Origin of the sequence: Kribbella yunnanensis (assembly GCF_039529655.1) — a bacterium.
Lineage (GTDB): Bacteria > Actinomycetota > Actinomycetes > Propionibacteriales > Kribbellaceae > Kribbella > Kribbella yunnanensis.
In genome coordinates this window covers 159,883-179,304 of sequence record NZ_BAAANF010000016.1, presented here as the reverse complement: position 1 = coordinate 179,304, position 19,422 = coordinate 159,883, and the positions used below count along the sequence as shown (strand labels likewise).

Sequence of the window (19,422 nt, the reverse complement as noted above, 5' to 3'; positions counted from 1 at the left end):
TCATCGCTTCCCCCAAGTCGTTGCTGAACTCCTACGACTTGGAGGGTCCGCACCCGCCGATCAGGTTGCCGGGCGGTGCTTGCTCCAAAGATCAGGCATAGTCCCGGAAACCGCGGGCGGTCTTGCGGCCGAGGTAGCCGGCAGTGACCAGGTGTTCGAGCAGGGGCGCCGGGGCGAAGCCGGGTTCGCGGAACTCCAGGTACAGGGTGCGCTGGATGGCCAGCGAGACGTCCAGACCGACCACGTCGAGCAGTTCGAACGGGCCCATCGGGAGGCGGCAGCCGAGTTTCATCGCGGCGTCGATCTCGTCGACTCCGGCGTAGTGCGCCTCGAGCATCCGGACCGCGTCGTTCAGGTACGGGAACAGCAGTGCGTTCACGATGAAGCCGGCCCGGTCGCCGCAGCGGACCGGATGCTTGCCAGCGGCAACGGCCAGGGCGGCGACGGTGTCGGCGACGTCCGGGGCGGTGCTGACCGTGCTGACGACCTCGACCAGCTTCATGACCGGCGCCGGGTTGAAGAAGTGCAGCCCGACGACGGCTGCGGGCCGCTTGGTCGCCATTGCCAGGTCGATCACCGGCAGGGACGACGTCGTGGTGGCCAGGATCGCGGACGGCTTGCAGATCTCGTCGAAGGTCTCGAACAGGGCCTGCTTGACGCTCAGCTCCTCGACCACGGCCTCGATCACCAGATCGGCACCGGCCAGGTCGTCGAGTCGCGCCGTACCGGTGATCCGGCGCAGGGTGGCGTCCCGCTCCTCGGAGGAGAGCTTGCCGCGCTGAACGCCCTTCTCCAGCGAACGCTCGAGGCCGGCCCGGACCTTGTCCACCTTCTCGGTACCGCGGGCGACGTACAGGACGTCGTAGCCGGCCTTGGCGCAGACCTCGATGATGCCGACCGCCATCGTGCCGGACCCGACCACGCCGATCTGCTGGATCGGGCGGATCACGGTGTCGGCGCCGTTCGGCTTCGGGGTCTGCTCGTCGTCGACGACGACCGGCGAGTCCGGGGACTCGTAGGTGTAGAAGCCGCGACCGGTCTTGCGGCCGAGCAGGCCGGCGGTGACCATCTGCTTGAGGATCGGGGCCGGTGCGTGCAGCCGGTTGCGGCCCTGCTTGTACATCGTGTCGAGAATCTCGTACGCCGTGTCCAGACCGATCAGGTCGAGCAGCGCGAGCGGGCCCATCGGGTAGCCGCAGCCGAGACGCATCGCGGCGTCGACGTCCTCGCGGGTCGCGTACCGCGACTCGACCATCGAGACGGCGTGGTTCAGGTAGCCGAACAGCAGCGCGTTGGCGATGAAGCCGGCCCGGTCGGCGGCGACCACCGGGACCTTGTCGAGGCGGCGGGCCAGGGCCTGCACATCCTCGACCACGTCCGGTTCGGTGACGACGGTCTTGATGACCTCGACGAACTCCTGGACCGGCGCCGGGTTGAAGAAGTGCATGCCGACCACGCGGCGCGGGCGCTGGGTGGCGACGGAGATCTCGGTGACCGACAACGACGAGGTGTTGGTCGCCAGGATCGCGTCGTCGCGGACGACCTTGTCCAGCGCGGAGAAGATCTCCCGCTTCAGCTCGAGCCGCTCGATGACGGCCTCGATCACCAGGTCGCAGTCCGCGAGCGCCTCCAGCGAGGTCGCGAAGGTGACCCGGTCGAACAGCGCCTGCTGGTCATCGACGGACAGCTTGCCACGCTTCACCGCCCGGTCGGTCGAGTGCTGGATGTGACCGCGGCCGCGTTCGACCGCCTCGTCGTCCCGCTCCACCCCGACCACAGTCAGGCCGTTGCGCGCGAACACCTCCGCGATACCGGCACCCATCGTGCCGAGACCGACCACTCCGACGACCTTCAGTTCCCGAGCCATGCTGGCACTATGCCAGTCCGCGACTGGTCAGCCCATGAGCTGAGTCACCCGCGAGGTCAACCTCACACCTCGTCGAACGCCGGCGGGGCGGTCAGCCACTCCGTCACGAGCGCCTCCGGGTCCGGTACGGCGGCCAGCGTGGCACCGATCGGTTTCGGCTTCAGCTCCCCGTAGCGGTGCGGCGGTAACCACATCGCGCGGTAGCTCCCCCGCTCCGAATCCGCCGGACTGTCCATCTCCGGACCGTCTCCGGTGCCGAAGTCGCCGGCGATCGTCTCGGCGAGGAAGTAGTGCTGGGTGGTGTCGCGGAAGTTCACCACCGCGACCGCGCCGTGGATCCGCACATGCAGACCGAGTTCCTCATAGGTTTCGCGGCGGGCAGCCTCGGCCAGGGTCTCGCCGGGATCCACCTGACCACCGGGCAACACGTAGTAGGTCAGCCCGTCGCGCACCCGCTCAATCACCGCGATCCCCTCGGGGGAGAACAGGACCACGCCAGCACGAATCATGGGCGGGATCCCGGCAGGGGCGGATCGCCGAGAAGGGAAATGGCGGCGCCGCGCGTCATGAGCGGGCGCGCAGGTAGGCAGCACGGCCGGCAAGCCCGGAGGGGCGGATCGCCGACAAGGGGAAGGCGGTGCCGGGCGTCGTGGGCGGGAGGGCAGGTACGAGGTTTGGGTGGGGCGCCGGGAGGGGCGGGGCGGCGCGTGTCATGTGCGGACTGCCAGGATTTGGAACCAGCCGACTGCGCTGTCTGGGAGGCGGGGCTTGATGGGGGCGGGTGGCTCGCTGCGGATTAGGTTGCGGACTGTCCAGCCGGTTGAGGTGAGCAGGTCGCGGAGGGGTTGTTCTTGCCAGAGGACGAAGTGGCGTGGGAGGTCTAGGTGGCGGTCCGACCATTCGGCACCTGAGCCCTCTTTTGTGCTGAAGGCGAGGACTGGCGCTGCGCGAACGGCCTTGCGGAGGACTCCGGTTAGCTGGGAGCGGTCGAAGTGTAGGAAGACTGCGTCGGCGAAGACTGCGTCGTACTGGCCGCCGAAGTCGTCGGTCAAAGCGTTCAGGTGGTCGGCCTGGTGTCCGTCGGCTCGCATCATGTCAAGGAACGCCTCGGTGGCGTCGGTTCGGCGGACCGCGAAGCCTCGGCGTTCGAGTTCGACGGCGTCGCAACCGGTGCCGCTGCCGAGTTCCAGCACGCGGGCGCCGGGGGCGACTGCGTCGGCGAGTAGGTCGATGAGGTCGTGGTTGGGTTCGGTTGGGATCGATGCGCGGAATTTGTCCGCGGCCTGTTCGTACGTCGCCAGTGTGAGCTCGTTGTCGGTCGGGACGCGGATCCAGCCGTCGCCGGTGTGTTCGACGACGGCCGGCAGTTTCAGGCCGAGGTCGACGCCGAGGACGACCACGGTCTCGCCGCGATGGAGGTCCGCGATCGCCTGCAGTTCCGCGTCAGGGCGCCGTACCAGGTCTGGTAGGACGGTCAGCTGGACGCCGAGCCGCTCGGCCAGACGCGAACCGGCTGAGGCGTCGAACGTCCCCGCATAGACCTGCGCGATCCGCTCACCGACGGCTGCGTCGTCCCCATCGCCGGGCAGCAGCAGGATCCGCGCCGGGCACATGAGGTTCATACGAACCACCCTCGCACGGCCGCCCACCACCGGTCACCCGCGAACGTACTCGAGGGCGTCGGCGCCGTACTCGGCCCAGACGGCGGACTGCTCCAGCGGGATCAGCACCCATTCCTTCATCGGCCGCCCGCCGGCCGGGTCGAACGGACCGGCCCCGGGCACGGCCAGCGCCTCCTCCAGCACGCCCGGCGGCAGCTTGAACGCCATCGCGTTCCCGAACATCCCGGCGACCATCTTGCGGCCGATCTTCAGGCACGGCATCCCGAACGACTGCCCGCGCGTCACCCCCGCAGGCTCCAGCTCGGCCACCAGGTCGTCGTACGCCGCCAGTGCTTCGTCGCTGATCTTCTCCATCACCAGGCCAGCGTCGCAGGCCGCACCGACAACCGCGCACTGGTAGCGTCACTCCTCGTGCGCTTGGTGATTGCAACGTGTTCCGTGGACTACTCCGGCCGTCTGACCGCCCATCTGCCGATGGCGCCGCGGTTGCTGATGGTGAAGGCGGACGGCTCCGTGCTGATCCACGCCGACGGCGGTTCGTACAAACCGCTCAACTGGATGTCGCCGCCGTGCAAGCTGGTCGTCGAGGATGACGTCTGGAGTGTGACGAACAAGGCCGGCGAGGAGCTGCGGATCTCCATCAAGGAGGTGCACAGCGACACGGCGTACGAGCTCGGCACGGATCCCGGCCTGATCAAGGACGGTGTCGAGGCGCATCTGCAGGAGCTGCTGGCCGAGCACGTCCACACGTTCGGCGAGGGTTTCACGCTGGTACGGCGGGAGTACCCGACCGCGATCGGGCCGGTCGACCTGTTGTGTCGTGATGCCGACGGGAAGCATGTCGCGGTCGAGATCAAGCGGCGTGGCGAGATCGACGGTGTCGAGCAGCTGACCCGGTACGTCGAACTGCTGAACCGCGACCCGCTGCTGGCCCCGGTGCGCGGTATCTTCGCCGCCCAGCTGATCAAACCGCAGGCCCAGTTCCTGGCCACCGACCGCGGCCTCGAGTGCGTCACCGTGGACTACGACCTGCTCCGCGGGATGGAATCCGACGTCCTGCGCCTGTTCTGACCGCGCAGTCCGACCGAGGAGCCCCGCTGATGGGACCGAAGCCCGCGAACCCGATCGAAACGATTCTCAGCCTGATCATGTGGGTCGCGCTGCCGCTCCTCGTCGTGGGCGCGGTCGTCCTGGTGGTGATCCTCGTCCTGCGGTCGCAGCGCAAGCGCAACCAGCCGCCCGCGGGGTATCAGCAGCAGTACCCGCCGAACCAGCAGTATCCCCAGCAGAACCAGGCTTACCCGGCCCAAAATCCGGCACAGAATCAGCCGCCGCAGCAGCCGCCGTACCAGCCTTAAGGCTGATAAGTCAGGGTTTTTGCCCGATTTCGGGCAGATCCTTTGTGTTGAGCCCGGAAAAGCTGCAGAGTTGTCCGGTGATCAGTGAGGCGGCGGCAGCGCCGGTGGACGAGCTGGCCGAGCAGGTCAGCCGGACGACCGGGCTGTCCGCGGACGACGCGCGGCGAGTGGTCGCGGACGTGCTGGCGTACTTCACGGAGACCGCCGAGGAGTACGTGCGGCGGCGGCACCGTGAGTTGCAGACCTACGGGGCCCGCAACGACGAGATCTTCGCGCGCGTGGGCTCGGAGCTCCGGCACTGGCCGGTGCGCTCGCCCGAACTGTCCGCACGTCAGCTCCGACGGATCGTCTACGGCTGACGGCTGCTACCCAAGACCTACGAAAGGCACCAACACATGTGCGGAATCGTCGGGTACGTCGGCACCAAGCCGGCCACGCCCATCCTGGTGGACGGCCTGGCCCGGCTGGAGTACCGCGGGTACGACTCGGCAGGTGTCGCCGTCCTCGGCACCAGCGAGCTGAAGGTGCACAAGGACGCCGGACGGGTCCGTGAGCTGGAGGCGTCGCTGCCGAAGCGGTTCGGCGGCAAGCTCGGCATCGGCCACACCCGCTGGGCGACCCACGGCGGCCCGAGCAAGGACAACGCGCACCCGCACGCCAGCGGCAACGAGCGGATCGCGGTCGTCCACAACGGCATCTTCGACAACGCCGGTGCGCTCCGCGCCCAGCTCGAGGAGGCCGGCGTCAAGCTGCGCTCCGAGACCGACACCGAGGTCCTCGCGCACCTGATCGAGCAGTCCGACGGCGCCACCCTCGAGGAGAAGGTGATGGCCGCGCTGCGCCGGATCGAGGGCACCTACGGCATCGCCGTGATCGACCTGGACTTCCCGGACCGGATCGTGGTCGCCCGCAACGGCAGCCCGCTGATCCTCGGCATCGGCGACGGCGAGATGCACGTCGCCTCCGACGCGGCCGCACTGATCCGCTACACCCGTCAGGTCGTCTACTTGGACGACGGCGAGATGGCGACTGTGAAGGCCGACGGCTACCGCACCTTCACCCAGGACGCCTCGCCGACCACCAAGACCGCGAAGACGGTCGACTGGGAGGCCGACGAGTACGAGCGCGGTCTGCACGAGCACTTCATGATGAAGGAGATCCACGAGCAGCCGGACGCGGTCGGCCGCGCGCTGCGGGGTCGCCTGGACGAGCGCTTCCACACCGTCCACCTCGGCGGCCTGAACATGGACGCCCGTGAGGCGCGGGAGATCAAGCGGGTCAAGATCCTCGGCTGCGGTTCGGCGTACTACGCCGGTCAGATGGGCGCGCAGTTCATCGAAGAGGTCGCCCGGATCCCCGCCGACGCCGAGCCGGCGTCGGAGTTCCGCTACCGCAACCCGGTGGTCGAGCGCGACACGCTGTACATCGCGGTCAGCCAGTCCGGCGAGACGCTGGACACCCTGGTCGCCGTCCAGGAGCTGAAGCGCAAGGGCGGCCGGGTGATCGGCCTGGTGAACGCGGTCGGTTCCAGCATCGCCCGCGCCGTCGACGGCGGTGTCTACCTGCACGCCGGCCCGGAGGTCTCGGTCGCCTCGACCAAGGCGCTGACCAACATGGCCGTCGCGTTCGCGATGCTCGGCATCCACCTCGGCCGGATCCGCGACGTCTCCCCCGCCGACGGCCGCCGGCTGATCGAGGGTCTGAAGAAGCTCCCCGAGCACATCCAGACGATCGTCGACCAGGAGGAGGAGCTGGCCAAGATCGCCGGCCGGCTCGCCCAGCACGAGAGCCTGTTCTTCGTCGGCCGCACCCGCGGCTACCCGGTCGCCCGTGAGGGTGCGCAGAAGCTCAAGGAGATCTCCTACCGGCACGCCGAGGCGTACCAGACCTCCGAGCTGAAGCACGGCCCGCTCGCGCTGATCTCGCCGGACGTTCCGAGTGTCGCGATCGTCCCGCAGGACGAGCTGCTCGACCGCAACATCGGCGCCCTGCACGAGATCGCCGCCCGCTCCGGCCCCCTGTACGTCGTCACCCACCCGGGCGTCGATGTTCCGGACGGCGTCGCCGCGCAGATCGTGGTCCCGAAGAACGAGCCGGAACTCGACCCGATCCTGCTCACGATCCCGCTCCAGATCCTCGCGTACTACGCCGCCGTGGCCCTCGGTCACGACGTCGACAAGCCCCGCAACCTGGCCAAGTCCGTCACGGTCGAGTAGTCGTCCCGGACCCACAGGCCATCACAACTGCGCTCCCCCGGCCCCCGTCACGCTCAGCGCGGCGGGGGCCGGCCATTTGTGAGGGGATCTAGGTCCGCAGTCGCCACTCGTCATACAAGCTGGGCACTTGTACGATGACTGGCATGGGCAATCAGATCCGTCATGTCCGGTTGTCGTCGGTGGTGCTGCCGTTGGAGCGGCCGATCAGCGATGCGAAGGTGCTGACCGGCCGGCAACGGCCGATGACCGAGATCGTGCTGCTGTTCGCCGAGATCAGTACGGCGCAGGAGCAGCACGGGATCGGGTTCTCGTACTCGAAGCGGGCCGGTGGACCGGCGCAGTACGCGCACGCCCGGGAGGTCGCCGGGCAGCTGATCGGCGAGGATCCGTCCGATATCGCCAAGGTGTATGACAAGTTGCTGTGGGCGGGCGCGTCGGTCGGGCGCTCCGGCGTTGCGACTCAGGCGATCGCGGCGATCGACATCGCGTTGTGGGATCTGAAGGCAAAACGAGCCGGTCTGCCGCTGGCCAAGCTGCTTGGGGCGCATCGGGACTCGGTACGGGCGTACAACACGTCCGGTGGGTTCCTGCACGCGTCGATCGACGAGGTGCGTTCGCGTGCCGCACAGTCGCTGGCGGACGGGATCGGCGGGATCAAACTGAAGGTCGGCCAGCCCGACAGCCGGAGCGACCTCGAGCGGGTGCGGGCGGTCCGCGAGCACCTGGGCGACGCCGTACCGCTGATGGTTGATGCGAACCAGCAGTGGGATCGGCCGACAGCACTGCGGGTCGGGCGCTCGTTGGAGCAGTTCGACCTGGTCTGGATCGAAGAGCCGCTCGACGCGTACGACGCTGAGGGGCACGCGCAACTGGCGGCCGCACTGGACACCCCGATCGCGACCGGCGAGATGCTGTCGAGTGTTGGTGAGCACGTGCGGCTGATCGAGGCCCGGGCAGCCGACATCATCCAGCCGGACGCACCGCGGATCGGTGGGATCACGCCGTTCCTCAAACTGGCGACGCTGGCCGATCACGCCGGTCTGCAGCTCGCACCGCATTTCGCGATGGAGATCCACCTGCACCTCGCGGCCGCCTATCCGCGCGAGCCGTGGGTCGAGCACTTCGAGTGGCTGAACCCCTTGTTCAACGAGCGTCTGGAGACTGTCGACGGCCGGATGCTGGTACCGGACCGGCCTGGTCTCGGCTTCACCACGAGCGAGCAGTGCGCGGCTTGGACCGTCGACTCGTGTGAGTTCGGCAGCCGATGAGTGCGCGGCGCGGACTCGCGTACGACGTCGTCGCGGAACTCAAGCGGCGGATCCTGGCCGGTGAGCTGGCGCCTGGCGCGAAGCTGCCGGCGGAGAACGGTCTGGTCGAGGAGTTCGGGGTCAGCCGGACTGTCATTCGCGAGGCTGTCTCACGGCTGCAGGCGACTGGGCTGGTGGATACGTTCCAGGGGCGCGGGTCGTTCGTGCTGGAGTTGCCCGGTCCGGTTGAGCTTCGCGAGGTCCGCAGCCATCAGGATGTGCTTGAGTTGATGGACTTCCGGATCGGCGTCGAGAGTGAGGCGGCCGGGCTCGCGGCTGTACGGCGTACCGATGTCCAGGTGCTCGGGATTGAGCGGGCGCTGGACGGGTTCCGGCGGGTCGGGGATGATCCGGCGCGGTCGGTCGAGGCGGATTTCGCGTTCCATCTTGCGGTGGCGCTTGCCTCGGGCAACCGTTTCTACGGTGACGCGATCCGGGAGCTCGGGCCGATGATGATCATGCTGCCGCGGACCCGGCTCGACCCGGCGTACGAGATGTCCGACCCTGGCCACCTGACACGGGTGATCCACGAGCACGAGAACATCCACTCCGCGATCGTGCACGGGGACGGCGAGGCGGCACGCGCCGCGATGCGCGTGCACCTCGCGAACACCCGCCACCGGCTGGGCGCCTAGGAAACGGCCGGTGGCGCCTGGAGCCTAGCGAGCGGGTGGTGGCGCCTGCTTCACCAGCGGTGATGATTTGGGGTGAAGGTCGGGTCTATCGTCCGCATGTACGTCGTGTCGTCGCGGCGGCGGATTCCGGCCGCGAGGTACTGCTCGTGCAGGCGGCCGAGCTCGTCGGTGTCGAGTTCGATCCCCAGCCCGGGGCCGGTTGGTACTCGCACACTGCCGTCGGTGAAGGTCAGCACACCGGGTTTGATCAGGTCCTCGGTCTTCCAGGGGTAGTGCGTGTCGCAGGCGTAGGTGAGGTTCGGGGTGGCCGCCGCGAGATGGGTCATCGCGGCGAGACTGATTCCGAGATGTGAGTTGGAGTGCATCGACAAGCCCATGCCGAAGGTGTCGCAGATTCCGCCGAGCAGTTGCGATCGCCGGAGACCGCCCCAGTAGTGGTGATCGGACAGGACGACCTGGACGGCGTCCGCCAGTACTGACGGTTTGAGGTGGGCGAAGGCGATCACGCACATGTTGGTCGCCAGCGGGATGTCGGTCTGCGCCGCTACCGCGGCCATGCCGTCGATACCGGGTGTCGGATCTTCTAGGTACTCGATGACACCGGTCAACTGTTGAGCAACCTTGATCGACGTATCGACCGTCCACGCGCAGTTCGGATCGATCCGGAGTTTGTGGTCGGGGAAGGCGGCGGCCAGTGCGTGGACCGCCTCGATCTCTTGATCGGGGGGAAACACTCCACCCTTGAGCTTGATCGCTGTGAATCCATACTGATCAATCATTGATCGGGCTTGATCAACGATTGACGCTGGATCAAGAGCGGCACCCCACGAATCCTCCGCGGCACCGGGATGCCCGGCCCACTTGTAGAACAGGTAGGCACTGAAGGGCACCTCGTCCCGCACAGCACCACCGAGGAGGTCGACGACCGGCCGGCCGAGTTCCTTGCCCTGCAGGTCGAGCAGCGCGACCTCGAAGGGCGACAGTACGACGTCGACCGGATCCTGCAGATTGAGCATCCCACCGACCTCGGCACCCCGCTCAGCGCGCAGTACGTCGGCCACCCGCCTCCGCAGGCCGTTCAGGTCGAACGTGTCCAGCCCGGGCAGGACCGCGGCCACCGCCTCGAGCCGAGCCAGGTGGGTGTCGTCCGCATAGGTTTCGCCGAGTCCGTGGTTGCCGTCGTCGCTCCAGACCTGCACGATCGTCCGCAGCGCGAACGGCTGGTGGACGCCGGAGACGTTCAGCAGCGGCGGGTCCGCGAAGGCGACCGGGGTCAGTTCGATCCTGGAAATCCTGCTCACACAGGCTCCTTATCACTCGAAGAGTCTTGAGAACGCCGGATCAGCAATCGGACGGCCGGTAGCGCGAGCACGACGATCAGGACTGCGAGGACCGTGCCGGAGATCGGCCGGGTGAAGAAGCCGGCCGGGTTCCCGCCGAAGATCAGCAGCGACTGCCGCACGGCGGTCTCCATCACACTCCCGAGTACGAACGCCAGCACCAGCGGACCGGGTTCGAAGCCGAACTTCTTCATCAGGTAGCCGAGTACCCCGAAGGCGATCACCAGGAAGATGTCGAAGACCTGGTTGTTCACGGTGTAAACCCCGAGCAACGTGATCAGCACCGTGATCGGGGCGAGGATCGCCGGCCGGACCCGGAGGATCTTCACGAACAGGCCGACCATCGGGATGCTCATGATCAGCAGCAGGATGTTGCCGATGTACATCGAGTTCACCACGCCCCAGAACAGGTCCGGGTGTTCCGACACCAGCTGCGGACCCGGCGGGATGCCCTGGATCAGCAATGCGCCGAACATCAGCGCCATCGTCGCGTTGGCCGGGATGCCGAGGGTGAGCAACGGGATGAACGACGAGGTCGCGGCCGCGTTGTTCGCGGTCTCCGGTGCCGCAACACCTTCGATCGCGCCCTTCCCGAAACGCTCAGGATGCTTGGCCCGGCGCTTCTCGACCGCGTAGGCGACCAGCGAGGACAGCGTCGCGCCGCCGCCCGGCAGTACGCCGAGGATGAACCCGATCACCGAACCGCGTCCGATCGCGCCGCTGGACTGGCGGAGGTCGGCGCGGGATGGCCAGACGTTCGTGACCTTCGCCGGCTCCTGCAGCGCGCGGTGCCGTTCCTCCAGGTTGTGCAGGATCTCGCCGAGGCCGAACAGACCCATCGCGATCGGGACGAAGTCGATGCCATCGGCAAGGTTCAGGGTGTCGAAGGTGAACCGGCTCGCACCGGTGAACGTGTCCCGCCCGACCGTTGCCAGCAGCAACCCGAGTCCGGCGGCGATCACCGCCTTGGTCCGGCCGCCGTTGCCGACGGTCGCGACCAGGAGTACGCCGAACAGCGACAGCGCGGCGTACTCGGGTGGGCCGAAGTCGAGCGCGACCTCGGCTACGACCGGGGCCAACAGCGTGAGCCCGATGATCGACACCGTGCCGCCGATGAACGACCCGATCGCCGCGACACCGAGCGCCGTACCGGCTTTCCCTTGTTTGGCTAACGCGTAGCCGTCGAACACGGTGACGACCGACGATGCCTCGCCCGGGAGGCGGAGCAGGACGGACGTGATCGTGCCGCCGTACTGGGCGCCGTAGAAGATGCCGGCCAGCAGGATGATCGCCGAGACCGGTTCGACGCCGTACGTGACCGGTAGCAGGATCGCGATCGTTGCCGCCGGCCCCAGTCCGGGCAGGACGCCGATCAGCATCCCGATCACGACGCCGATCAGGCAGTACAACAGATTGGTGGGTTCGAGGACGACGCCGAAGCCGTCGATCACGGGGTTGAAGAAGTCCATCAGATCAACCGCGGCAACGGGATCTCGAGGAGCACGACGAAAAGCACGTAGAACGCGGCCACCGTGCCGACGCTGACGGCCGCCGACGATACCCAGGACTCCTTACCCAGGAACCGCATCCAGCCGAACACCAGCAGCAGCGACGGAATCTCGAACCCGATCACCGGCAGCAGCATCGCGAACAGCACCAGGCTCGCCACCGAGACGGCGGTCAGCACACTCGCGCCGGTGAACCGTTCGGTGTCTGTCCCGTGCCGCCCGGTCAGCGCGAGTACCACCGACAGCACGGTGATCAGGACACTGACCGCGAACGGCCACAGCCCCGGACCGGGCGCGGTCAGCTTGCCGAGACCGAGGGCGAGAGACCCGAGCAGCCCGAAGACGCCGATCGCCGCGGCCACGACCGCCGCACCCAGCTGGGACCGCGGGCCCGCAGCTGGTGGACGGTCCTCGACGAGTTCGCTCACTTCTTGGCGCCGAGCGAGATCTGGAACTGGTCGAGCTGCGCCTTGTACTTCGTGGCGTACTCGTCGAGGATCTTCCGGACCTCGTCCGGCGAGCCCTCGATCGGCGTCAGGCAGTGGTTGTCGTTGAACTGCTTGTACGACTCGGTCGCGAAGGTCTTCTTCGCCGCCTCGCCGAGTTTGGTCTTGACCGCGTCCGGCGTCCCCTTCGGCGCGGTCAGGAACCGGTACTGCGACACGACCACGTCGTACCCCTGTTCCTTGGCCGTCGGGACGTCGGGCAGGAACTTGATCCGCTCGGCCGAGAACACCGCGAGTGGCACGACCTTCTTCGCCTTGATCTGCGCGATGCTGTCGCCGACCTGGATGGTGGCGACATCGACCTGACTGCCGAGCAACGCGGTCAGCGCGGGCGCACCACCATCGAACGGTACGTCGGTCGCCGGGATGCCGGCCTGTTTGAACGTCAGCGCGGCCGCGAGCTGAGCGCCGGTGCCGACCCCGGTGGTGCCGTACTTGATGTTCTTACCGGACTTCTTCAGGTCGGCGATCGACTTGGCGGCCGACGCGGCCGGGGCGAGTAGGACGTAGTCGTCCTGGGAGATGCCGCCGATCAGGTCGAAGTCGTCGAGTTTCACGGCCTCGTTGGCGGAGACCGCCAGCGGGGTGATCGTGAACAGCGACGCGTTCTGGACCGCGATCTTGTAGCCGTCGGGTTTGGCCGACTGCAGTTCCTTGGCGTTCAGGGCGCCGTTCGCACCGGGCTTGTTCACCACCGGCACCGAGACACCCAGCTCCTTGCCGAGACCCTCGGCGATCGCGCGGGTGATCAGGTCGGTGCTGCCACCAGGCGCGGCGCCGACACTCATCTGGATGTTGCCGGTCGGGTAATCGCCGTCACCGCCGGTCGACGTCGTCTTCACGCCTCCACAACCCGCGACGAGCGCAACCGTCGCCCCGACCGCGACCACATGGGTGAGCCTCATCAAAGATCCTCCTCTGGTTCGGCCCCGTTTGCGTGAGCGTAGGGAGACCCGTCGATGCCTGTCCAAGGTTGTTTATGCATCGAGTGATACCTTTCGGGAATCATGTTCTCGCTGGACCAGCTGACCGCGTTCGTGGCGGTCGCCGAGGAACTGCACTTCGGCCGGGCGGCCGAGCGGCTCAACATGACCCAGCCGCCGCTGAGCCGGCAGGTGCAGAAGCTGGAGCGCGCGGTCGGCGTCCGGCTGTTCGAGCGGGACAACCGCCGCGTCGTCCTGACCGAGGCCGGGCAGGCGTTCCTGGGCGAGGCCCTGCGAATGCTGGCGCTCGTCGAGACTGCGGGTGATCTCGCCCGTCGGGTCGACCAGGGAGCGGCCGGGACACTGCGGCTCGGCTTCACCGCGGTGTCGGCGATCCGGACGCTCGGCCCGTTCCTGCGCCGGGTGTCCGACGAGCTGCCTGAGGTCGACGTGATCCTGCACGAGCGTGTCACGTCGGCTCAGATCGACGGGCTGCTGCACGGCGAACTCGACCTCGCGCTGGGAAGGCCGCCGTACGATCCGCACCTCCTCGACTCCCTGGTGGTGGCTCGGGAGCCGTTGTGCGCGGCCCTGCCTGCAGAGCACCCGTTGACCGCGCTCGACCGCCCACTCACCGCGGCCGACTTCGCTGCGGAAGAGGTGATCAGTTATGACCCCGTTCGCGCCGGCTACTTCCATGAGCTCACCATTCGGTTCCTGGCCGGGTCCCAGCACCGCATCACCCAGCGCGTGCAGCAGGTGCTCACCGTCGTGCTGCTGGTCGCGGCCGGTCGCGGGGTCGCGCTCGTCCCCGAGTCGGCGCGCGATCTCGGCGTACCGGGCGTCACCTACAAGGAGATCGCACTGGCCGGTGAACCGGTCGAGCTGCACGCGATCTGGCATCGCGACGCGGCCAATCCGGTGCTGCGGCGAGTGCGAGCGATGCTCTCAGAGCATCAATAGATCCACAAACAGACTTGGACAGGTATCCACCGGCGTTCCTAGGCTGACCGGCGTGACTCCCACCGAACTCGCTGCCCAGCTGAAGACCGGCCTGCTCTCGTTCCCCGTCACGCACTTCCGTGCCGACCTGAGCTTCGACGAGCCGGCCTACCGCGAGCACCTGTCCTGGCTCAGCCAGTACGACGTCGCCGGGCTCTTCGCGGCGGGTGGAACCGGGGAAGGGTTCTCGCTGACCCCAGTCGAGATCGACACCGTCGTTCGGGCAGCCGTGTCCGAGGTTGCCGGGCGCGTGCCGGTGATCGCACCGGCAACCGGCGGGACCGCGACCGCGATCGCCCAGGCGCAAGCCGCCGAGGCCGCGGGGGCGGACGGATTGTTGCTGCTGCCTCCCTATCTCACCGAGGCCGGTCAGCGTGGACTCGTCGAGCATGTGTCGGCCGTGTGCCGCAGCACGAATCTCGGCGTCACCGTCTACAGCCGCGCGAACGCGATCCTCAACGATGTGTCCGTCGCGGAGCTTGCCGACCGCAACGACAATCTGGTCTGCCTGAAGGACGGTGTCGGCAACGTCGAGATGATGACGCGGACGTACGCCCGCGTCGGCGATCGGCTGACCTACATCGGCGGGCTGCCGACTGCGGAGACGTTCGCGCTGCCGTTGCTGCAGCTGGGCGTCAGCACCTACTCGTCGGCGATCTTCAACTTCGTGCCGGAGTTCGCGCTCGGCTTCTACGCCGATGTGCTCGCGCAGGATCGGGACGCGGTCTACCGCAAGCTGAACGACTTCGTCATCCCGTACCTCGGCATTCGCGATCGCACGAAGGGGTACGCCGTCTCGATCGTGAAGGCCGGCGTGAAGGCGATCGGCCGCCCAGCCGGCCCGGTGCGACCGCCGCTGCAGGACCTGACCGATGACGAACTGACCCAGCTCACCGCGTTGATCGGCCGTGTGAAATGACGCCGCGGGTGGTGTCGGTCGAGGTCGTGCCGGTGGCCGGGTACGACAGCATGCTGCTCAATCTGAGTGGCGCCCACGGGCCGTTCTTCACGCGCAATGTCGTGATCGTGACCGACAGCTCGGGGAACACCGGGCTGGGCGAGGTGCCGGGTGGCGCCAAGATTGCGGGCACGATCACGGAGGCCGCGGAGTTGCTGGTCGGTCAGGAGATCGCGCGGTACCGCCAACTACTGCGGTCGGTCGCGACGTCGTTCGCGGATCGGGATGCGGGTGGTCGCGGGTTGCAGACATTCGACCTCCGTACGACGGTGCATGCGGTGACCGGGCTCGAGTCGGCACTCCTCGACTTGTTCGGACAGCATCTCGGCGTACCGGTGGCTGCGCTTCTCGGCGACGGTCAGCAGCGGGACGCCGTACCGGTGCTCGGTTATCTGTTCTATGTCGGCGATCCAGGGCAGACCGATCTGCCTTACCTGACTGGGGATGGCACAGATCGGTGGTCTGACTTGCGGCGGCAACCTGCTTTGACGCCCGAGGCCGTCGTTGCTTTGGCGGAGGCAGCTCAAGAGCGGTACGGGTTCGCGGACTTCAAGTTGAAGGGTGGGGTGTTCGAGGGCGCGGTCGAGCTCGAGGCGATCCGTGCACTCGGCAACAGGTTCCCGCAGGCCCGGATCACGATCGATCCGAACGGCGCGTGGCCGGTTCGCGAGGCCGTTGCCTTGTGCAATGGGTTGGACGACATCCTCGCGTACGTCGAGGATCCGTGTGGCGCCGAACCCGGGTTCTCCGGCCGCGAGACGATGGCCGAGTTCCGCCGTACGACGGGATTGCGGACGGCAACGAACATGATCGCGACCGACTGGCGTGAGCTGGCGCAGGCGGTCCGGACCGATGCCGTGGACATCCCGCTGGCGGATCCGCACTTCTGGACGATGGCCGGTTCGGTGCGGGTTGCCCAGCTCTGCAACGACTTCGGGCTCACCTGGGGTTCACACTCGAACAACCACTTCGACATCTCGCTGGCGATGTTCACCCAGGTCGGAGCGGCGGCTCCGGGTGAGATCACCGCGCTCGACACACACTGGATCTGGCAGGACGGTCAGGCGCTCACGAAGGAGCCGCTGCAGATCGTCGACGGCGCGATCGCCGTACCTACGCGGCCTGGGCTTGGCGTCGATCTCGACCGGGATGCGCTCGCTGCGGCTCACGCTCTCTACCTCGAACATGGACTCGGTGCGCGCGACGATTCGGTCGCCATGCAGTATGTGATGAAGGACTGGGCGTTCGATCCGAAGCGGCCCTGTCTGGTGCGCTGATGTTCATCTCTCGTTGATCGAGGAGTCTGGAATGCGTTGGCAGAAGCCGCTCGCCACTGCTGTTGTTCTGACCACTCTCACCACGCCACTCACCGCAACCGCTGCTGATCACCAAACCGGTGGAGCTTGCTCGCCGGATGCCCGCTTCCTCGGGTTCAGCGACGCACTGAACAAGACGACGTACGACGGGCAGCCGGTCGCCGGGTTGTCCGCGCTCAATGTCACCGGTCCGCACAGCGCGATCGCGCTGGTCGACAACGTGGGGACCACTCCCGCGCGCGTCTTCGATCTGAAGGTCAGTAGCAAGCCGACCGTCAGCGTCGACGGGATCACGATCCTCAAGCGCCCGGACGGTACGCCGTACACCGGACAGGACTTCGATGGCGAGGGACTGGTCGTCGAGCGCGGTCAGCGAACCGTCCTCGCGACGTCCGAGCGCGAGCCGTCGATCCGGCGGTTCCGGCTGTCCGATGGTCTGCAGATCGGGTCGCTGCCGGTGCCGGCGCGGTTCCAGGTGGCGCCGGCCGGTGAGGCGGTCTCGAACGGGACCTTCGAGTCGCTGACCGCGAGCCGGGACGGGCGGTCGGTGTTCGCGGGTATGGAGGAGCCGCTCGGACCTGACGGTCGGGATGCCGATGGGCGCGGGCGGAACCGGATCCTGCGGTACGCCGGGTTCTCCGGACATGACTACCGCGTTGCCGCGCAGTACGCGTACCACACCGACCCCGGGCTCTCGCTGGTCGAGTTGGCCTGGGTGAACCCGTCCGAACTGGTCTCGATGGAGCGGACCTTCGTGGCGGGCGTTGGGAACACCATCCGGGTGTTCACGGTGTCGTTGCGGCACGCAACCGATGTGACGGCGCAGGCCTCGCTCAAGGACGTGCCGGACAAGACGTTCGTGCAGAAGAAGTTGCTGTTCGATCTGGTCAACTGCCCGCCGTCCGGTGCGGTCGCCAAGCAGCCGCAGCCGAACCCGTTGCTGGACAACGTCGAGGCACTCGCGCTGGGCGGTCACCTGCCCGGTGGGCGTCGACAGCTGTACCTGCTGTCGGATGATAACAACGGCGCAACCCAGATCACCCGCTTCTACTCGTTGGCGGTTGACCTGCACTAGGCGACACTGTGCGTATGCGCGTGATCGTGGTGGGTGCCGGTGTTATCGGACTGACCTGTGCCGTTCGGCTGGCCGAGAACGGCTACGAGGTCGCAGTACTGGCTCGTGACCTGCCGCTGGAGACCACGTCTTCGGTGGCAGGCGCGATCTGGGGTCCCTACCTGGCCGAGCCCGCCGATCGGGTGGCCGCGTGGGCCAAGGCGTCGTACGACGAGTTCACCAAGCTGGCCGATCATGAGCCGTCGGTGCAGTTGCGGCACGGGCGTGAGCTGCTCGAGGAGCGGACTCCGGATCCGGCGTGGGCAGACGTCCTGCCGGATCTGACTCGGGTGGCGTCGCCGCCGACTGGGTTCGCCGACGGGTGGGCGTTCACGGCGCCAGTGGTCGAGATGCCGCAGTACTTGCCGTCGTTGGTGAAACGCCTCGAGAACGCAGGTGGCACGTTGACTCGCGCTGCATTGTCGGGCCTGCCCAGCTCGGCCGATCTCGTGGTCAACTGCACCGGTCTCGGTGCCCGGTTGACCGCGTCCGATCCGACGGTGACGCCGGTGCGCGGGCAGGTGTTGACCGTTGCGCAGTGCGGTCTTTCCGAGTGGCTGATCGCCGACTCCACCGTCGTGATCCCGCGCTCGAACGACGTGATCGTCGGCGGCACGAGCGAGGCAGGCGACTGGAACCTGGCCGCCGACCCAGCAGTCAGTACGGCGATTCTGGAGCGCGCCGCCGAGCTGGTTCCGCAGTTGCGTAAGGCAATGGTTCTGCGGGCGCGGGTCGGACTACGCCCGGCTCGGCCGTCTGTGCGTTGCGAGCTGGTGGACAGGGTCATCCACTGCTACGGCCACGGCGGATCCGGCGTGACGCTGTCCTGGGGTTGCGCCGACGACGTTCTGGCGTTGACCAATGGGCTCTGAGAAACCAATCATCCTCGACGGCGGTCTGTCGAACGCGCTCGAGGACCGCGGCCACGACCTGTCCGACGCGCTGTGGTCGGCTCGGCTGCTGAGGGACGCCCCGGCGGAGATCGCCGCCGTCCACCGCGCGTACTTCGAGGCCGGTGCGATGGTTGCGACGACCGCCAGTTATCAGGCGAGTGTGCCCGGGTTTGCGCAGGCCGGCGTACCGGTCGCGGAGGCTGAGCGGCTGATCGCGTCGAGTGTGCGGATCGCTCAGGAGGTCCGCGACGAGTTCGGTGGTGAGCGGCTGGTCGCCGCATCGGTTGGTCCGTACGGCGCGTTTCTCGCCGACGGCTCCGAATATCGCGGCCGGTACGGCGTCAGTGCGTCGGCGCTGCGTGATTTCCACGGGCCGCGGCTGGAGTTGCTGATCGGCGCCGGGCCCGACCTGCTCGCCGTCGAAACGATTCCTGATGTCGACGAGGCCGAAGTACTGGTTCAGTTGTTGCAGGAGCTCGACTTCCCGGCGTGGCTGTCGTACAGCGCCGCCGATGGCCGGACGCGGGCGGGGCAGCCGCTGGCCGAGGCGTTCGCGCTCGGCGGTATCGACCAAGTGGTTGCCGTGGGCATCAACTGTTGCGCGCCGGAGGAGGTCGCGGCAGACGTCGCTCTGGCAGCCACGGTCAGACCGGCCGTCGCGTACCCCAACAGCGGAGAGATCTGGGACGCCGACGCGCGCGGCTGGACCGGCTCGTCGGAGACTCTCACCGATCTCGCACCGGGCTGGGCCGCTGCCGGAGCTAAGTACATCGGCGGCTGCTGCCGCGTCGGCCCGAGCGGTATCCGCGCCCTGGCTGCCGCGTTGTCGGACGCCTAGCATCTGGCGGCCGCGGCAG

At 67.7% G+C, this 19,422-nt stretch carries 20 protein-coding genes; 12 read left to right on the top strand and 8 right to left on the bottom strand.

Translation table 11 applies throughout. From position 1 onward, the window contains the following. Window positions 1-91 precede the first annotated feature (91 nt). From ABD231_RS21800 to ABD231_RS21785, 4 genes are all read right to left on the bottom strand, one after another. Window positions 92-1,867 (bottom strand): 3-hydroxyacyl-CoA dehydrogenase family protein, encoded by a 1,776-nt coding sequence (locus ABD231_RS21800; RefSeq protein WP_344154869.1) that lies wholly within the window; start codon window positions 1,865-1,867, stop codon window positions 92-94. A gap of 62 nt (window positions 1,868-1,929) precedes the next feature. Continuing rightward, window positions 1,930-2,376 carry an NUDIX domain-containing protein gene (locus ABD231_RS21795; protein ID WP_344154866.1) on the bottom strand — a complete coding sequence of 149 codons (447 nt, stop codon included), beginning with the start codon at window positions 2,374-2,376 and terminating at the stop codon, window positions 1,930-1,932. A 201-nt stretch (window positions 2,377-2,577) separates the two neighbouring features. After that, on the bottom strand, window positions 2,578-3,489 hold the full coding sequence (locus ABD231_RS21790; RefSeq protein WP_344154863.1) for a class I SAM-dependent methyltransferase: 912 nt from the start codon (window positions 3,487-3,489) through the stop codon (window positions 2,578-2,580). Between the two features lie 33 nt (window positions 3,490-3,522). Next, entirely contained in the window at window positions 3,523-3,846 is a 324-nt protein-coding gene (locus ABD231_RS21785; protein WP_344154860.1) for a hypothetical protein, read from the bottom strand. A gap of 54 nt (window positions 3,847-3,900) precedes the next feature. Here ABD231_RS21785 and nucS point away from each other — a divergent pair, with 54 nt between their 5' ends. From nucS to ABD231_RS21755, 6 genes are all read left to right on the top strand, one after another. Next, complete coding sequence (gene nucS / locus ABD231_RS21780) at window positions 3,901-4,560, top strand: endonuclease NucS (RefSeq protein WP_344154857.1); 660 nt, start codon at window positions 3,901-3,903, stop codon at window positions 4,558-4,560. Between the two features lie 29 nt (window positions 4,561-4,589). Then, window positions 4,590-4,847 carry a hypothetical protein gene (locus tag ABD231_RS21775; RefSeq protein ID WP_344154854.1) on the top strand — a complete coding sequence of 86 codons (258 nt, stop codon included), beginning with the start codon at window positions 4,590-4,592 and terminating at the stop codon, window positions 4,845-4,847. Between the two features lie 77 nt (window positions 4,848-4,924). After that, window positions 4,925-5,206, top strand: a complete 282-nt coding sequence (locus ABD231_RS21770; protein WP_238175947.1) for a hypothetical protein — start codon at window positions 4,925-4,927, stop codon at window positions 5,204-5,206. A 36-nt stretch (window positions 5,207-5,242) separates the two neighbouring features. Further along, complete coding sequence (gene glmS / locus ABD231_RS21765; RefSeq protein ID WP_344154851.1) at window positions 5,243-7,063, top strand: glutamine--fructose-6-phosphate transaminase (isomerizing); 1,821 nt, start codon at window positions 5,243-5,245, stop codon at window positions 7,061-7,063. Between the two features lie 143 nt (window positions 7,064-7,206). Beyond that, complete coding sequence (locus ABD231_RS21760; RefSeq protein ID WP_344154848.1) at window positions 7,207-8,331, top strand: L-talarate/galactarate dehydratase; 1,125 nt, start codon at window positions 7,207-7,209, stop codon at window positions 8,329-8,331. Then, window positions 8,328-9,005 (top strand): FadR/GntR family transcriptional regulator, encoded by a 678-nt coding sequence (locus ABD231_RS21755; protein WP_344154845.1) that lies wholly within the window; start codon window positions 8,328-8,330, stop codon window positions 9,003-9,005. Before ABD231_RS21760 ends, ABD231_RS21755 begins: the two co-directional genes overlap by 4 nt. A gap of 50 nt (window positions 9,006-9,055) precedes the next feature. Here ABD231_RS21755 and ABD231_RS21750 read toward each other — a convergent pair whose 3' ends face one another. The 4 genes from ABD231_RS21750 to ABD231_RS21735 are packed head-to-tail and all read right to left on the bottom strand — an operon-like array spanning window position 9,056 to window position 13,264. Continuing rightward, window positions 9,056-10,306 carry a glucarate dehydratase family protein gene (locus tag ABD231_RS21750; RefSeq protein ID WP_344154842.1) on the bottom strand — a complete coding sequence of 417 codons (1,251 nt, stop codon included), beginning with the start codon at window positions 10,304-10,306 and terminating at the stop codon, window positions 9,056-9,058. After that, window positions 10,303-11,814 (bottom strand): tripartite tricarboxylate transporter permease, encoded by a 1,512-nt coding sequence (locus tag ABD231_RS21745; RefSeq protein ID WP_344154839.1) that lies wholly within the window; start codon window positions 11,812-11,814, stop codon window positions 10,303-10,305. Before ABD231_RS21745 ends, ABD231_RS21750 begins: the two co-directional genes overlap by 4 nt. Then, window positions 11,814-12,281, bottom strand: a complete 468-nt coding sequence (locus tag ABD231_RS21740; RefSeq protein WP_344154836.1) for a tripartite tricarboxylate transporter TctB family protein — start codon at window positions 12,279-12,281, stop codon at window positions 11,814-11,816. Before ABD231_RS21740 ends, ABD231_RS21745 begins: the two co-directional genes overlap by 1 nt. Further along, window positions 12,278-13,264 (bottom strand): tripartite tricarboxylate transporter substrate binding protein, encoded by a 987-nt coding sequence (locus ABD231_RS21735; RefSeq protein WP_344154833.1) that lies wholly within the window; start codon window positions 13,262-13,264, stop codon window positions 12,278-12,280. Before ABD231_RS21735 ends, ABD231_RS21740 begins: the two co-directional genes overlap by 4 nt. A gap of 102 nt (window positions 13,265-13,366) precedes the next feature. Here ABD231_RS21735 and ABD231_RS21730 point away from each other — a divergent pair, with 102 nt between their 5' ends. Genes ABD231_RS21730 through mmuM form a run of 6 tightly spaced genes read left to right on the top strand, consistent with a single transcriptional unit; the run spans window position 13,367 to window position 19,403 of the window. Next, the gene (locus tag ABD231_RS21730) at window positions 13,367-14,245 is read left to right on the top strand and encodes a LysR substrate-binding domain-containing protein (protein ID WP_344154830.1); all 879 of its coding nucleotides are present in this window, start codon (window positions 13,367-13,369) and stop codon (window positions 14,243-14,245) included. Between the two features lie 52 nt (window positions 14,246-14,297). After that, window positions 14,298-15,203, top strand: coding sequence for a 5-dehydro-4-deoxyglucarate dehydratase (gene kdgD, locus ABD231_RS21725; RefSeq protein ID WP_344154827.1), 906 nt, complete (start codon window positions 14,298-14,300; stop codon window positions 15,201-15,203). Then, the gene (locus ABD231_RS21720; protein WP_344154824.1) at window positions 15,200-16,519 is read left to right on the top strand and encodes an enolase C-terminal domain-like protein; all 1,320 of its coding nucleotides are present in this window, start codon (window positions 15,200-15,202) and stop codon (window positions 16,517-16,519) included. The genes kdgD and ABD231_RS21720 overlap by 4 nt, the downstream gene beginning before the upstream one ends. A 31-nt stretch (window positions 16,520-16,550) precedes the next feature. Further along, entirely contained in the window at window positions 16,551-17,633 is a 1,083-nt protein-coding gene (locus tag ABD231_RS21715; protein WP_344154821.1) for an esterase-like activity of phytase family protein, read from the top strand. A gap of 14 nt (window positions 17,634-17,647) precedes the next feature. Beyond that, window positions 17,648-18,544, top strand: coding sequence for an FAD-dependent oxidoreductase (locus tag ABD231_RS21710; RefSeq protein WP_344154818.1), 897 nt, complete (start codon window positions 17,648-17,650; stop codon window positions 18,542-18,544). Next, window positions 18,534-19,403 carry a homocysteine S-methyltransferase gene (gene mmuM, locus ABD231_RS21705; RefSeq protein WP_344154815.1) on the top strand — a complete coding sequence of 290 codons (870 nt, stop codon included), beginning with the start codon at window positions 18,534-18,536 and terminating at the stop codon, window positions 19,401-19,403. Before ABD231_RS21710 ends, mmuM begins: the two co-directional genes overlap by 11 nt. The last annotated feature ends 19 nt before the right edge of the window (window positions 19,404-19,422 follow it).

Bases quoted from the DNA above. Each gene is read 5' to 3' on its own strand.
- ABD231_RS21800 (WP_344154869.1), bottom strand. From the start codon at position 1,867: ATGGCTCGGGAACTGAAGGTCGTCGGAGTGGTCGGTCTCGGCACGATG.
- ABD231_RS21795 (WP_344154866.1), bottom strand. From the start codon at position 2,376: ATGATTCGTGCTGGCGTGGTCCTGTTCTCCCCCGAGGGGATCGCGGTG.
- ABD231_RS21790 (WP_344154863.1), bottom strand. From the start codon at position 3,489: ATGAACCTCATGTGCCCGGCGCGGATCCTGCTGCTGCCCGGCGATGGG.
- ABD231_RS21775 (WP_344154854.1), top strand. From the start codon at position 4,590: ATGGGACCGAAGCCCGCGAACCCGATCGAAACGATTCTCAGCCTGATC.
- glmS (WP_344154851.1), top strand. From the start codon at position 5,243: ATGTGCGGAATCGTCGGGTACGTCGGCACCAAGCCGGCCACGCCCATC.
- ABD231_RS21760 (WP_344154848.1), top strand. From the start codon at position 7,207: ATGGGCAATCAGATCCGTCATGTCCGGTTGTCGTCGGTGGTGCTGCCG.
- ABD231_RS21755 (WP_344154845.1), top strand. From the start codon at position 8,328: ATGAGTGCGCGGCGCGGACTCGCGTACGACGTCGTCGCGGAACTCAAG.
- ABD231_RS21745 (WP_344154839.1), bottom strand. From the start codon at position 11,814: ATGGACTTCTTCAACCCCGTGATCGACGGCTTCGGCGTCGTCCTCGAA.
- ABD231_RS21735 (WP_344154833.1), bottom strand. From the start codon at position 13,264: ATGAGGCTCACCCATGTGGTCGCGGTCGGGGCGACGGTTGCGCTCGTC.
- ABD231_RS21730 (WP_344154830.1), top strand. From the start codon at position 13,367: ATGTTCTCGCTGGACCAGCTGACCGCGTTCGTGGCGGTCGCCGAGGAA.
- ABD231_RS21720 (WP_344154824.1), top strand. From the start codon at position 15,200: ATGACGCCGCGGGTGGTGTCGGTCGAGGTCGTGCCGGTGGCCGGGTAC.
- ABD231_RS21715 (WP_344154821.1), top strand. From the start codon at position 16,551: ATGCGTTGGCAGAAGCCGCTCGCCACTGCTGTTGTTCTGACCACTCTC.
- ABD231_RS21710 (WP_344154818.1), top strand. From the start codon at position 17,648: ATGCGCGTGATCGTGGTGGGTGCCGGTGTTATCGGACTGACCTGTGCC.
- mmuM (WP_344154815.1), top strand. From the start codon at position 18,534: ATGGGCTCTGAGAAACCAATCATCCTCGACGGCGGTCTGTCGAACGCG.